At 70.3% G+C, this 13,131-nt stretch carries 12 protein-coding genes and 1 tRNA gene; 9 read left to right on the top strand and 4 right to left on the bottom strand.

Translation table 11 applies throughout. The annotated features are described in order from the left end of the window. Positions 1-290: 290 nt before the first annotated feature. The 5 genes from ACZ7P3_RS09525 to ACZ7P3_RS09505 all read left to right on the top strand — a co-directional run bounded on the left by ACZ7P3_RS09525 (position 291) and on the right by ACZ7P3_RS09505 (position 4,116). Positions 291-1,703, top strand: coding sequence for a condensation domain-containing protein (locus ACZ7P3_RS09525; protein ID WP_472080171.1), 1,413 nt, complete (start codon positions 291-293; stop codon positions 1,701-1,703). 252 nt (positions 1,704-1,955) lie between these two features. Next, positions 1,956-2,201, top strand: coding sequence for a hypothetical protein (locus ACZ7P3_RS09520; RefSeq protein ID WP_472080169.1), 246 nt, complete (start codon positions 1,956-1,958; stop codon positions 2,199-2,201). Positions 2,202-2,462: 261 nt separating this feature from the next. After that, positions 2,463-2,798: a hypothetical protein gene (locus ACZ7P3_RS09515; protein WP_472080167.1), complete on the top strand. Its 336-nt coding sequence runs from the start codon at positions 2,463-2,465 to the stop codon at positions 2,796-2,798. A 230-nt stretch (positions 2,799-3,028) separates the two neighbouring features. Further along, complete coding sequence (locus tag ACZ7P3_RS09510) at positions 3,029-3,280, top strand: hypothetical protein (RefSeq protein ID WP_472080165.1); 252 nt, start codon at positions 3,029-3,031, stop codon at positions 3,278-3,280. Positions 3,281-3,768: 488 nt separating this feature from the next. Next, a complete protein-coding gene (locus ACZ7P3_RS09505; RefSeq protein ID WP_472080163.1) occupies positions 3,769-4,116 on the top strand; it encodes a hypothetical protein in 348 nt (115 codons plus the stop codon). A 121-nt stretch (positions 4,117-4,237) separates the two neighbouring features. On the opposite strand, the gene ACZ7P3_RS09500 is transcribed toward ACZ7P3_RS09505, so the two are convergent. The 3 genes from ACZ7P3_RS09500 to ACZ7P3_RS09490 all read right to left on the bottom strand — a co-directional run bounded on the left by ACZ7P3_RS09500 (position 4,238) and on the right by ACZ7P3_RS09490 (position 5,904). Then, positions 4,238-4,537 (bottom strand): hypothetical protein, encoded by a 300-nt coding sequence (locus ACZ7P3_RS09500; protein ID WP_472080161.1) that lies wholly within the window; start codon positions 4,535-4,537, stop codon positions 4,238-4,240. 363 nt (positions 4,538-4,900) lie between these two features. Continuing rightward, the gene (locus ACZ7P3_RS09495; protein ID WP_472080159.1) at positions 4,901-5,203 is read right to left on the bottom strand and encodes a hypothetical protein; all 303 of its coding nucleotides are present in this window, start codon (positions 5,201-5,203) and stop codon (positions 4,901-4,903) included. 221 nt (positions 5,204-5,424) lie between these two features. Then, entirely contained in the window at positions 5,425-5,904 is a 480-nt protein-coding gene (locus ACZ7P3_RS09490; RefSeq protein WP_472080157.1) for a hypothetical protein, read from the bottom strand. 670 nt (positions 5,905-6,574) lie between these two features. Between ACZ7P3_RS09490 and ACZ7P3_RS09485 the strand changes: the two genes are divergently transcribed. Together ACZ7P3_RS09485 and ACZ7P3_RS09480 are read left to right on the top strand one after the other, a co-directional pair. Continuing rightward, a complete protein-coding gene (locus ACZ7P3_RS09485; protein ID WP_472080155.1) occupies positions 6,575-7,333 on the top strand; it encodes a hypothetical protein in 759 nt (252 codons plus the stop codon). A 74-nt stretch (positions 7,334-7,407) separates the two neighbouring features. Next, complete coding sequence (locus ACZ7P3_RS09480) at positions 7,408-7,689, top strand: hypothetical protein (protein WP_472080153.1); 282 nt, start codon at positions 7,408-7,410, stop codon at positions 7,687-7,689. Positions 7,690-8,323: 634 nt separating this feature from the next. Here ACZ7P3_RS09480 and ACZ7P3_RS09475 read toward each other — a convergent pair. Further along, a tRNA-Arg gene (locus ACZ7P3_RS09475) sits at positions 8,324-8,399 on the bottom strand. A 271-nt stretch (positions 8,400-8,670) separates the two neighbouring features. On the opposite strand from ACZ7P3_RS09475, the gene ACZ7P3_RS09470 reads away from it, so the two are divergent. Further along, positions 8,671-10,278 (top strand): dynamin family protein, encoded by a 1,608-nt coding sequence (locus ACZ7P3_RS09470; protein WP_472080151.1) that lies wholly within the window; start codon positions 8,671-8,673, stop codon positions 10,276-10,278. Positions 10,279-10,910: 632 nt separating this feature from the next. Beyond that, the gene (locus ACZ7P3_RS09465; RefSeq protein WP_472080334.1) at positions 10,911-13,019 is read left to right on the top strand and encodes a YfjP family GTPase; all 2,109 of its coding nucleotides are present in this window, start codon (positions 10,911-10,913) and stop codon (positions 13,017-13,019) included. Positions 13,020-13,131: the final 112 nt, after the last annotated feature.

Below are 13,131 nucleotides of genomic sequence, written 5' to 3'. Positions count from 1 at the left end.
ACCCGGTGTCTCCGAGCGGCTTCGCCCGGCGTCTCCGGGCCGCTTCGCCTCGCTGCTGCCGCGAACCACTCGGCACCACGCCCCGGGAAAGGACCGACTCACCGAACCAACTCACCGATCCACTTCCCGTCTTGACCATCGTCGTCACCGACGACCCGATCACCGTCCACTGATCGCTTCGCCGTTCGAGACGTCACGCATTCCGCTGAAAAGCCGGCGACACGGCGGCCACCGCTCGCGCGCACGGCACTCCCTTGATCGATTCTGTGCCTCTGCGAACGGAGACGCCCGTGCGAATTTCTGACATCCAGCGCTGCGAGGTCCGGCCCGGACTGCTCGTCGAGTGGACGTTCAGCCCGGCGACCGTCGCGGCGGCGACAGCGCTGCCGACGGACTCGCGGCCGCCGGCGTACATCCAGGAAGGGCACATCAGAACGGCGCGTTCGGTGCGCGAGGACGGCCTGTTCGTGCCGACCTGGCTCGGCGCCGCGTTCGATCTGCCGGGCCGGGTGGGCCTCGACGAGCTGGAGGAGGCGCTGCGCGGCTGGACGCTGCGGCACGAGACGCTGCGCAGCGGCTTCCGGTGGGCCGGCGACGAGATGCACCGGTTCACCCTCGCCGAGAAGGACGTGTCGCTGCGCCGCAAGGTGGTCGGCGACTTCACCGACGAGGGTGCCCTGGTACGGCACTTGCAGGACCGATTCGACGTGGCCGCGGACGCGCTCGGCTGGCCGAACCTGATCTACACGGCGGTCGTCCGCGACGACTCCACCAGTGTGTACATGGCCTTCGACCACACCAATGTCGACGCCTACTCCCTGCAGCGCATCCCGGACGAGATCCACGACCTGTACACGGCGCAGCTCACGGGCCGCACCGTGGCCCAGGCGCCGGTCAGCAGCTATGTCGACTTCTGCGAGCAGGAGCGGGCGAACGCGGACGGGATCGACGACACGCACGCGATCGTCTCCCGCTGGCGGGAGTTCATCCGCCGGTGCGACGGGAAGCTCCCGGACTTCCCCGTCGACCTCGGTCTGCGGCCCGGCGGCCCGCTGCCCACCCAGAAGTTGATGCGCGAGCCACTCGTGGACGCCGACGCCGCCGCCGCGTTCGAGGCGTACTGCAGGCCCTACGGCGGCAGCCTGGTGGGCGTCCTGGCCGCGACCAGCCTGATCGTCCACGAATTGGGCGGGCACCCCGTCTACCGCGCGGTCGTGCCGTTCCACACCCGGCTGAAGTCCGCATGGGCGGACTCGGTGGGCTGGTACGTCGGCGGCGCGCCGATCGAGGTGCCGGCGGCACGGGACTTCGACGAGGCGCTCGCCGCGGTGCGCGCCCAGCTGCAGGCCAACCGGTCCCTGGCCCGCATCCCGTTGGCCCGGGTGCTGCGCCTGCTCGGCGCGGACTTCCGCCCGACCTCGCCCGACCTGTACTCGATCGTCTCGTACGTCGACGCCCGCGTCGTCCCCGGCTCGGCCAGCTGGACCGAGCGGAAGGCGTACGGCCTGATCCGGGTGTCCTACGGCGACCAGGTGTGCGCCTGGGTCAACCGGCTGCACGAGGGCCTGTGGTTCGCCTGCCGGTACCCGGACACCGACCTCGCGTACAAGAACATGCGGCTCTACGTCGAGGGGTTGCGGGACCTGGTCGTTTCCGTGGCCGCACACGGCCGCGTCCGGGACACGGAGCCGACATTTTCGTAATACCGCGCAGTGCCGCGCAGTATGACGGATCGCGGCATTCCGCAGCAAAGCAACTTTCCCTATTTTCACCGGTGTTGGCGTCTTTCCGTGAGCCGGTGGCAAGTAGGCCTTTTCCAGGTCGGGTTGGGCCGTGGCACCGCTCGGACACGGATATCCAGCAGTTGGAATACCGTGGATCGCTACTGCTAGTGTTCATTCAGTCACGGTAGGCAATCAGCCTCGATGTGCAGGCAATGAAGAACCGAGGGTTCCATGCGTAAGCTTCAGAAAGTCGTGATCGCGGCAGTGGCGGCCGGCGGACTGTCCGCCGTCGGTGCCGGTGCCGGTACCGCCTATGCCCACGACAGCGTGCCGAAGGTGAACGACCTCTACCGCCCCTACCAGGAGTGCAGCCCGCAGACGGTGGCCGAGAACGACATCCCGATCGGCGTGCTCGGTCTCGCTCAGACCCTGGACACCGCCTGCGGTCAGTTCAACAACGCCTTCACCGCCCGCTGAGGCCGGCGGCGTCATCGTGCGCGACGCTCTCCACGCGCCCTTCGGGGTGCCCCCCCGAAGGGCCCCGTACGCAACAGGCCGCCCGGAGCGCGAGGCCGCTCCCCCGGCCCGTGTGCCGTCGCGCCGGCTCTGAATTCCGGCGCATGGAAGAGCGTTTGCCGGAATTCGCGGATTGGCCTGCAGGAGCCGTCAGGAGCGGCCCGTCACCGATCGCGTCCTGGCCGCAGCAACAGTGCGCCCCTCACTAAGGAAACGCATCACATGTTCAGTAGGAAGAAGATCGCGGCCGTCTCGGGGCTTCTTGGCGGCCTCGCCGTGACCTGTGCCGGTGTCGCCCAGGTGCACGCCGCGGGCGGCATCTGCACGCGCGACATCCAGGGCAACATCAGCTGTATCCAGCGGATCGAAGGCGAGCTGCCCGAGGACGGGATGATCCCGAGCCGGCAGAACTGCATGCCGGTCGAGCCCCTGACGATCCCCGCGGCCCTGGGCGGCGGGAAGATGCGGATCGGGCCCGAGGTGACCTGCTCCGGCGCGATGCCGGCGGCCGACCGGGGCGCCGACAAGGGAGTGGATCTGCCCGGACTGCTGGACTGAGGTCCGGGACGGAACCTTCCGGCGCCTTTCCCGCCTGCCGAGCGGCGGATGGCCGGACCGGGATATCCGGCCCGGCCATTCACTTCCCACCCGCGGAACGAAAAGGCACCTCGTCAATGAGCCGACACGACCGAGCAGGCAAAGATCCCAAATTGCTACGAATTGTGTGTATATGCTCACACTAAGTAGTCAACCAGGGCTTAACGCCCAGGGTACGAAAGGGTCTAACCATGCGTAAGTTTCAGCGTGCTGCGGTAGTGGCCGCAACGGTCGCGGGGCTGTCCGTCCTCGGCGTCGGCGTCAGCTTCGCCGGCGGTTACGATGACGGGGTTCCTCAGCAGCTCAACGCGGTGGCCAACTCGCAGGCCAACGCGGTGGCCACGTGGGGCGGTTACTACGCCCAGCCGCACGACGACGACGCTCCTGAGGCTGCCAAGGAGCAGGCGCCTGAAGAGGGTTACGGTCCGGACAGCTCCAAGTAGACGAACACCGAGGGCCCGATGCGCACGCCGCAGGCCGCCGTGGTGGCTTTCTCGCAGGCCGACGCCGCGGCCACGTGTGCACCGCAGGCCGTTGCTCAGGTGATCGCGCCGTAGTCCGCGCCCTGGTCGGCCCCTCAGCCGGCCGCCTCGCGGACCTTCGCGTCGCACGTGGCCTCGGAGCGCCGCGACAGACGCATCGACATCCTTCAGAATCTCCTGTGCACATCGCATGATCGGAACGTCCGTGTCCTGGATCACCTCGGGCTGTTCGACGGTGTGCCGAGTGACACCCCATAACGGCGAAGGCAGCCCGGACGCGCAACAGACCCACCAGGGTGCGCGCCCGGGCTGCAGCAACACCGCAGCCGGACGCACCCGAAAGCGCGTTCAGGCGTCGGGATTCCTGTCTCGACAATTTTCCCAGGCTCGGACGCGCGCCGGTCGACGGCACTGACGTCCGGGCCTCGATGTGCAAAGGAGCGCAGCACATGTTCAGTCGGCAGAGGATTGCCACCGTCTCGGGGCTCGTCGGAAGTCTCGCCGCGATCTACGTCGGCGCAGCCCACGCCGACGCCGTCGCATACCCCAGCGACTGCAGGAGCTCCGCGCCCTGGGAGGCCACCTGCGTTCGCAAGACCGAGTCCCTTCACACCGACAAGAACGGCAAGTACATCCTCAAGCAGGCACAGGACTGCTCCACGATCGACCGGCCGCGCGTGGTGTTTCCCGAGGACTACATGCTGAACGGCGGGTCCATGAAGGTCGGGCCGGTCGTGGACTGCTCCAACACGGCGCACCTGCCCAAGGGCGTCAAGGTGCCTCACCCCAAGTTCTGATGCACGAGGGGCGAATGCCGGACCGGGAATGATCCCGGTCCGGCATTTTCGGCTCTCCGGGCGCAGCGGAAAACGCCGGTGCCCCGGCCTGCGGGCCGGGGCACCGGGGAAGGGGGCGGACCTACTTGCCGCCGACGCTGTTGTTGCAGCCCATGCTCGAACCCAGGGAGCTCTCCTGGGCGCCCGAGTTGCCCTCGCCGTTCAGCAGGTTGCCGCCCAGGCCGTTGAGGACGCCGACCTCGCCGAGGACGTCGGCGTTGCCGTCGTGAGACCTGCAGGTGGTGCTCTGTCCGATGGTGAAGCGACCGCCGTCGTGGCCCCAGCCGCCGTGGCCCCCGTCGGCGTGGGCAGCGCCGGCACCCAGGAGTCCGACGCTGCCGAGGGCGGCGACCAGGACAGCGGCCTTGCGGAGCTTGTGCATGTTCATCTCCGATGGAGTGAAGTGGATGCGATCTGTGGCAGATCGACTTCGAACAGTTATGGAGGCTAATAAGAAATAACTCGGGGCAATCGGCGACGCGCCGAATTCGAGGAATTGGCATCACCTGGTTGACGGTCGGGAATACCGCCCCGTGAGTGAATTGCTATTTCAGCATATAATCCATGGCCCTGACCGTGGTTGACGGTCAAGATCGCGATGGCGATTGCGAAGGTGATTGTGAAGGCGATCGGCCGGTCGGCGCGGCGCAATAATTCGGCAAAAAAAGGGGTCCCGGCGCCGAGTCTGGAACTCGATGCCGGGACCATTTTCCCGCTGTCGGCCGCCTGCGCGGCCTTCGTACGACTAGAAGGCGCTGTTGTTGCAGCCCATGGTCGAACCGATGTGGGTGTCCTGCGCGCCCGGGTTGCCCTCGCCGTTGAGCGCGTTGCCCAGCAGGCCGTTGAGCAGGCCGACCTCGCCGAGGACGTCGAGGTTCAGGTCGTGCGACTTGCAGTTGGAGCTCTGCAGGACGCTGAAGCGGTCGCCCTTTTCGCCGCCGCCGCCCTTGCCCCAGCCGCCCTCTCCGGCGGTGGCGGTGCCGGCGCTCACGAGTCCGACGGTGCTGAGCGCGGCGACCAGGACGGCAGCCTTGCGAAGCTTGTGCATGTCATCTCCGGTGGAGTGAAGTGGGTGCGATCTGTGGCAGATCGACTTCTTACAGTTACGGGAGATTAGTAGGAAATATCCTAAAAGGGACAGCGACGCGCCGGATTCATGATCTCGTATTCGCGGCCCGCGCCCTGACGCCGCATCACATGCGCGCGGGCCCTTCGGGAGTGTTCCTCGAAGGGCCCGTGGGGGCGTCGACGGCCGGTGGTCCGGCGGTTCTAGTGGGCGCTGGCGGCCGCGTTCGCCTGGCTGTTGGCCTGGGTGCAGCTGATGCCCCGGGTCTCGGAGGCGCCGAGCAGGGCGACCGGGAGATTCGCGTTGAGCAGGTTCTGCGGGCTGCACTCCTGGTAGGGGCGGAAGAGGTTGGTCTGGCTCGAGGGAGCGCCCTGTCCCGGGGCCGCCTGCGGAGTCGCCTGCGGCGAGATCTGCGGGTTGATCTGCGGGTTCAGCTGCGGGTTGACCTGCGGGGCGACTTCAGTGGGCCGCTGCGGGGCCGCTTGCGGAGCCGGTGAGCCGTATGTGCGCGCGGTGGCCTGGGAAGCGCTGTACGAGCCGGCCTGGGCGTCCTGCTGTGCAATGGGGGGCGGAACAGCACCGTTGTACGCAACGGGAGCGGCGGCGAGGCTGGAGCCGGTGCCAATGGCGGACAGACCGCCGGCTGCTGCGACGACGAGCGCGACCTGTTGAAGTTTGCGCATGGAACCCTCGGCCCTTCATTGACCTGTGCATGGGACGTATGGAAATGCTGATGAGCCAGTGCGGCTGTGTGCCGTTCTTGCTGCCCTGATACGGCTGCGGTGGACCCTCGTTCTGGCCCACTGCTGAACGAGATGGGTGCGCGTCCGGACACGGGAGCCGGGGTGTGGTCACTCATTTGCCTCAATGCCGCGTGGCATTGGCTGATTTACCCGGATGTGGTGCATGCTCGCCGCGTCGGATCGGCGACAACGGGCCGTGGCGGGGTGAACGGCGAACTCGCCTATCACGTTCTCACGCCGAGGAGTTGTGCACGTCGGACCGCAGTGCACGCGCCGCCGGACATGCGCTGCTCGCAGAACTCGGCGGCACCGGACCGGCGTTGACGGTTCGGGCCGGGCGAGAGAACAGATAATACGGTCGATGGCAAATGGGTGACGGATTTTTCGATCCCGTGACTGGGCCGGGGGAAATGTCGTTGCCAGCTGGGAGAGGGCAGCGACCATGGACTCGGAGAGGGGCAAGGGGATTCGCTGTCGGCTCCGGCGTGAAGTCCGTGGCAGCCCAGGATTCCCCTGCAATGGCACAGTACGAACATCAGACTGAGCGCTCGCAAGACTGCACTGAATACAACGGATTTCCCTGTACAGGTATTGAAGGGCCGAGGGTTCCATGCGCAAGCTTCACAAGGCCGCGCTCGTCGTAGCAGCAGCCGGCGGTCTGTCCGCCATCGGCGTCGGCGTCAGCCATGCCGACTCTTCCGTCGGGTACCCCGGCGCCGCTCCGGCGCCCGCTCCCGAGTACCCGGCTCCCCAGTACCAGGCTCCCCAGTACCAGGCTCCTCAGTACGCGCCGCCCCAGTACCAGGCTCCTCCTCAGTACGCGGCGCCGCAGTACCAGGCTCCCCAGTACCCCGCACCCCAGTACGCGCCGCCCCAGTACGCGCCGCCCCAGAGCGGTCCGCAGGCCGCCGCCATGTCCGGTTCGACGGGCAATGCGCAGGTCGCCGGTCCGCCGTCCTACGCCCCGCCGATGCCGCAGGCGGCTCCCCCGCCGCCGCCCCCGCAGCAGAGCGGTTACGCCTCCGCCTCGGCCACCTCGGGGGGCTCCGCGCAGGCCTCCAACTCCTCGCCGTACGCCGCGCCGCAGGCCGCTCCCCAGCAGCCGGCGCAGGTCATGCCGCAGGTCACCCCCCAGACGGCGCCCCAGGTCATGCCGCAGGTCGCCCCGCAGGTCGCCGTGCCCCAGGCCTTCAACCCGGAACCCGCGCCGCATGTCGCCCCGCAGGTGAACCCGCAGGTGAATCCGCAGGTGAACCCGCTCGTCAACCCGCTGATCGCGCCGCCCGGCCCCTCGGGGGTGGCCCCGCTCGGCCTCGGAGAGGTCGCGGCGCCTCCCGTCGGCCAGTTGGGCCTGCCCCGACTCGGCTGACGACCTCGCCGCACCAGTCCGGTGCCCCAACTCGATCTGCTGAAGATCGCATCCGCTCGACCAACGGAGAAGAAATGCGCAAGCTTCACAAGTTCGCCGTCGTGGGCGCCGCCGTCCTCGGCACCGTCGGCTCCTTCGGTGTCGGCACCGCCCTCGCGCACGGGGACCGGGGCCATGACGGCTTCGATGTCACGCAGGGCATCGAGTGCCGCTCGCACGACATGAACATCAGCGTCCTCGGTGACGTCGGCGCCATCAACGGCCTGCTGGGCAACGCCCTCAACGGCGAGGGCAACCCGGGCGCGCAGGACACCCACCTCGGTTCGGACATGGGCTGCAACAGCCGGGCGTTCTGACCGGTTCCACGAAAACGTACGTCGCGGTCGCGTCAGCGGGGGCAGGTGCCCCCGCTGACGCGTTGTTGCATGCCCGGGGCGAGGCCCGGCGATTGTATGAATCCAGGGGGCTGTTGCCGTAGGGGCCGGGGACGACCGGCCCGGGCGCGTGCACCGTGTCCCCGGTCATGAATAGGCCGAACGGTCCGGACGGGTGCCGAGCGGTCCGGGTGAACGGATCGGACAGGCGCCGAGCGGTCCGGGTGAACGGTCCGGACAGGCGCCGGACAGGCTGGACGAGGTGTCCAGCGCCGCGTCGCCCGGCTTGCGAATCGCGGAGTCGCCGTGCTGCCGAATCGCCGACTTGCCCTGCTGCCGAGTCGCCGAGTGGTCGAGTCGCCGTACTGCTGATTCGCCGATTCGCCGAGTTGCTGTGCTGCCGCATTGCGGAGCTGCTGGGTTTCCGCGGGGCGCGAGTGCCCCGGGGCCGCTCTCTCGACGTTTCACCCGCCGCCGTGCCGGACGGCGACGCGCCGGGTGCGGCCGTCGTCCGTGTCCGGTCTGCGGAGTGCCGGCCTTGATCGCGCTCTGGGCGCCGTCGGGGTCCTCCCCGTGCGCGGCCGGTCTGCGTCGTGGGTCCGCATCGCAGATTCAGTGGCGCCCCCGGCAGGACTCGAACCTGCGGCCAAGCGCTTAGAAGGCGCCTGCTCTATCCACTGAGCTACGGGGGCCTGGTGCGGGACAAGGATAAGGCTCCCCGTTCCTTGACCCGGTTGCTTCGCCTCCGTGGCTCGATGTGGAGGTTCGGTGAAGCGGTCCTGATAATCGCAGGCAGGTACGAATCGTGCACCGCTTTTGGCTCCCGGCGCACAGGGTGTTGTGCACTCGTTATGCCTGGACTGTGCCCGCGTCCCAGTCATCCCTTACGCCCGTTGTGTTCCATCGGCGCGCTGAGATGTCCATATGCTTCAGAAATCCCCTAAAATTGGGCATTCTTCGCATGTGGTGACCTTGGACGTACGGCCTCAGCTGCTCGAGACACTTTCCGCTCTGCGCGACCGTGTCGCTGCCGCACGCTTTCCGCTGCCCCTGGCCGGGGCCCCACGCGCGCGTGCCAACCGCGACGAACTGCTCGCCCAGCTCAACGACTACCTGGTGCCCCGGCTGCGGGACCCCGACGCGCCGCTGCTTGCCGTCGTCGGCGGGTCCACCGGGGCAGGTAAGTCGACCCTTGTGAACTCCCTCGTGGGCCGGCGGATCAGCGAGGCGGGCGTGCTGCGGCCGACCACCCGCACCCCGGTTCTGGTCTGTCATCCGGATGACCATCACTGGTTCAGCCGCAAGCGCGTGCTCCCCGACCTCAGCCGCATGTGGGTGCCCCACCAAGAGGCGGGTGACGATCTCCTGGTCTCCGGCGAGGTCTCGACACGCGTGCTGCGCGTCGAGACCGCCGACTCCCTGCCGCGCGGGATCGCCCTGCTCGACGCGCCCGACATCGACTCCCTGGTCGCCGACAACCGCGTCCTGGCCGCCGAACTGATCTGCGCCGCCGACGTCTGGGTCATGGTCACCACGGCAGCCCGCTACGCCGATGCCATCCCCTGGCATCTGCTGCGCACCGCCAAGGAGTACAACGCCACCCTGGTGACCGTGCTGGACCGCGTACCCCACCAGGTCGTCTCGGAGGTCTCCCGGCAGTACGGGGCCCTGCTCACCAAGGCCGGGCTCGGCGACGTACCCCGCTTCACCGTGCCCGAGCTGCCCGAGTCGGCCTGGGGCGGGGGCCTGCTGCCCGCCAGCGCCGTGGCGGCCCTGCGGACCTGGCTCGTCCATCAGGCCCAGGACTCGGCGGCCCGCCAGCAGGTCATGGCCCGCACGGCGTACGGGCTCCTCGACTCGCTGAAGTCGCGCCTGCCCGAGCTGGCCGGTGCCGCCGCCGCCCAGTACTCCGCGGCGCTGCGGCTCACCGCCGCCATCGACAGCGCGTACGACACCGAGGACGCGCGCGTGCGCAGCCGGCTGCAGTCCGGGGCCGTGCTCGCCGGGGACGCCCTCAAGCGGTGGCGGGCCTTCCCGCTCGACTGCACCGCGGGCGAACTGCTGGACGCGCTCGTGGAGAGTCTCGCCGCGCTGCTGGTGTGCTCCGTCACCGCGGCCGACGAATGCGTCGAGGAGGCCTGGCGGGGCGAGCCCGCCGCGGACGCCCCCCAGCTGGCCGGCCGGGATCTCTCCTCGGAGAGCGCCGAGCACCGCATCGGGCTCGCCGCACGGCGCTGGCGGCGCGAACTGGAGGAGTACGCCGAGGACGAAGTGCGGGAACTCGAGCGCAACGGCGCCCCCGACTCCGAGGCGGTCGCCGCGCTGGTCGCCACCGTGCTGCTGGGCGGGCGCCGGGCGCGCACCGCGGGTGAGGGGCTCGCCCAGCGGATCGGCCCCCACGGCGCGCTGCGGATCCGTGACCGCGCCGGACGCCTGCTGACCGAGCACGTCGACCGCGTCATGCACCGCGAGCGCGAACGACGCCTCGCCCCCCTCGACGCCCTGGGTGTCCACGCCGATCCCCAGACCGAACTCATCGCCGCGCTGTCCGTACTGCAGAAGGAGAGGTGACCGTGACCGCCGTCGCCGACCACGACCACACGGACCACACGGACCACACGGACCACACCGATCACATGGATCACCTGGATCATCTGAACCACCTGAATCAACTGAACCTCATGGGACACAGCGAGCAGGGTGATGGCTCCACGGCAGCCGGGCCCGGGTCTGCCGACGGCGTGAACGGACGGCCCGAGGGCGCAGGCGCCCACTCGCAACGGCCGGTCGACGGCGGGCCCCGACGCCCGGTGGACGGCGAGGCCCGACGCCCCGTGGACAGCGGATCCCAACGGCCGGCGGACGGCGGCTCCGGCGAGGGGCGTCCCGGAGGCGGTCCGTCCCCGGACCGCGCTGCCGAGACCGGCACCGACTCCGAGTCGGAGCAGCGCGACACGCGGACGGAGGGCGGACGGCACGCGCGCGTACCCGGGGAACGCACGGACAGCCCGGGCGGTCCGGACCGGGAGCGGCATGGGGGTGTGCCCGGGGAGCGCACCGGCAGCGCGGATCGGCAGGAGCGGCACGTGCGCGTGGCGGCCGGCGAGGCCGACGCGGGAACCAGCGGCTCGCCCGTCCGTCCGAAGGACGGCGGAACGGCCGGGGACGGCGGAACGGCCGGGGACGGCGGAACGGCCAGGACCGTGGGGAAGGGCGGGGACACGGGGAGAGCCGGGGACGCGGAGAAGCGCGAGGATGCGGAGAAGCGTGATGCCGCGCGGAAGCGTGAAGCCGCGGAGAAGCGTGATGCCGCGCGGAGGCGCGAGGATGCGGAGAAGCGTGATGCCGCGCGGAGGCGCGAGGACGCGGAGAAGCGCGATGCCGCGCGGAAGCGTGAAGCCGCGGAGAAGCGCGATGCCGCGCGGAAGCAGGAAGCCGCGCGGAAGCAGGAAGCCGCGCGGAGGGCCGAGGACAGGCGGAGGGCCGAGGACGGGAGGAGTGCCGGGGACGGGAAGAGGCGAAAGGACGCGGGGAAGGCCGGGGACGCAGGGAAGGCCGGGGACGGCGCGGCGGACGGTCTCGGGCCGGACCCGGATGCCGACCCGACCGAGGTCTGGGACGACGGTCTCATCGCCCGTCGCGTGAACGAGACCACCGCGGCCGCCGAACGCGGCTCCGGCCTCGACAAGCCCGCCCGCAGCCCGGGCAGCCACACCCCCGCGCGGCTGGCCTACGACGGCCCTCTCCGCTCCCGCCTGGACGCCCTGCGGGAACTCGTCGGCCTCTCCCGCAACCGCCTGGACAGCACCACACTCGCCGAGGCGGGCCGCGTTCTGGACGAGGCGGCCGCCCGGCGCAAGCTCTCCGGGCAGCACACCGTCGTCGCCATTGCGGGCGCCACCGGCAGCGGAAAGTCCCAGTTGTTCAACTCGCTCGCCGGAGTGGCCATTTCGGAGACCGGCGTACGGCGCCCGACCACCGCGGCACCCATCGCGTGCAGCTGGAGCGACGGCGCGGCGGGCCTGATCGACCGGCTGGGCATCCCCGGCCGGCTGCGTCGCCGTCCCGTGCAGGGCCCGGAGGCCGAGGGGCAGCTGGACGGGCTGGTCCTGATCGACCTGCCCGACCACGACTCGGCGGCCGTACAGCACCGTGAACAGGTCGACCGGATCCTGAACCTGGTCGACGCGGTCATCTGGGTGGTCGATCCGGAGAAGTACGCCGACGCCATGCTCCACGAGCGCTACCTGCGACCCATGGCCGGCCACGCGGAGGTCATGTTCGTCGTCCTCAACCAGATCGACCGACTGCCCGGGGAGGCCGCCGACCAGGTCCTGGACGATCTGCGCCGGCTGCTCGACGAGGACGGCGTGGCGCTCGGCGAGTACGGCGAACCGGGCGCCACCGTGCTCGCGCTGTCCGCGCTCACCGGCGACGGCGTCGGAGAACTGCGCGAGTCACTCGGTGACTTCGTGGCGGAGCGCGGCGCCGCGGCCCGTCGGGTCGCGGCCGACCTGGACGCCGCGGCGGACCGGCTGCGGCCCGCCTACGCCACCGGCCGGCGCGTCGGTCTCAGCGAGGAGGCGCGGGAGGAGTTCGCCGCCCGGCTCGCGGACGCCGTGGGTGCCACGGCGGCCGGCGAGGCCGCCGAGCGCGCCTGGCTGCGCAACGCCAACCGTGCCTGCGGCACCCCTTGGCTGCGCCTGTGGCGCTGGTACCAGGGCCGCGGCGAACACGCGACCGGCCGGATCCCGGTGCGCCCTCAGACCGACGAGGAGGCCACGGCCCGCCAGCGTGTCGAGCAGGCGGTCCGTACGGTGACCGACCGGGCCTCGGCCGGGCTGCCCGCGCCCTGGGCACAGGCGGTGCGCGAGGCGGCCGTGCGCGGCTCCCAGGGGCTGTCCGAGGCGCTGGACGACTTGGCGGCGCGGGCCGGGCTGCCGCCCGGGCGACCGCCCCGGCCGGGGTGGTGGCCGGTGGCCGTGCTGGTCCAGGCGGCCATGACCCTGCTGCAGATCGTGGGCGGTGCATGGCTGGCGGGCCAGATCGCCGGTGTCATGGCGCCCAACCTGGGAGTGCCGGTGCTGCTGATGGTGTGCGGGATCGTCGGCGGGCCGCTGGTGGAATGGGGCTGCCGGATGGCGGCCCGGGGCCCGGCACGGCGCTATGGCCTCGATGCCGAACGACGGCTGCGGGAGGCGGCCGCGGGCTGCGGCCGGGCCCGGGTGCTCGATCCACTGGCGGCGGAGCTGCTGCGGTACCGGGAGGTACGGGAGCAGTACGGGCGGGTGGCGCGGGCCGGGGTGGGGTGAGGACGCGGAGGCGGGTGAGGCCGGCCGGTGTGGGTGAGGCCGGCGGGAGTGGGTGAGGGGACCGGGGAACACCCGTCACTCATTGGGGTGGCGGGGTTTTCCACAGGTGGAT

The organism is Streptomyces sp. NPDC107581 (assembly GCF_055657175.1).
The sequence above is the reverse complement of the archived record's forward strand: the minus strand, read 5'-3'. Positions and strand labels throughout refer to the sequence as shown.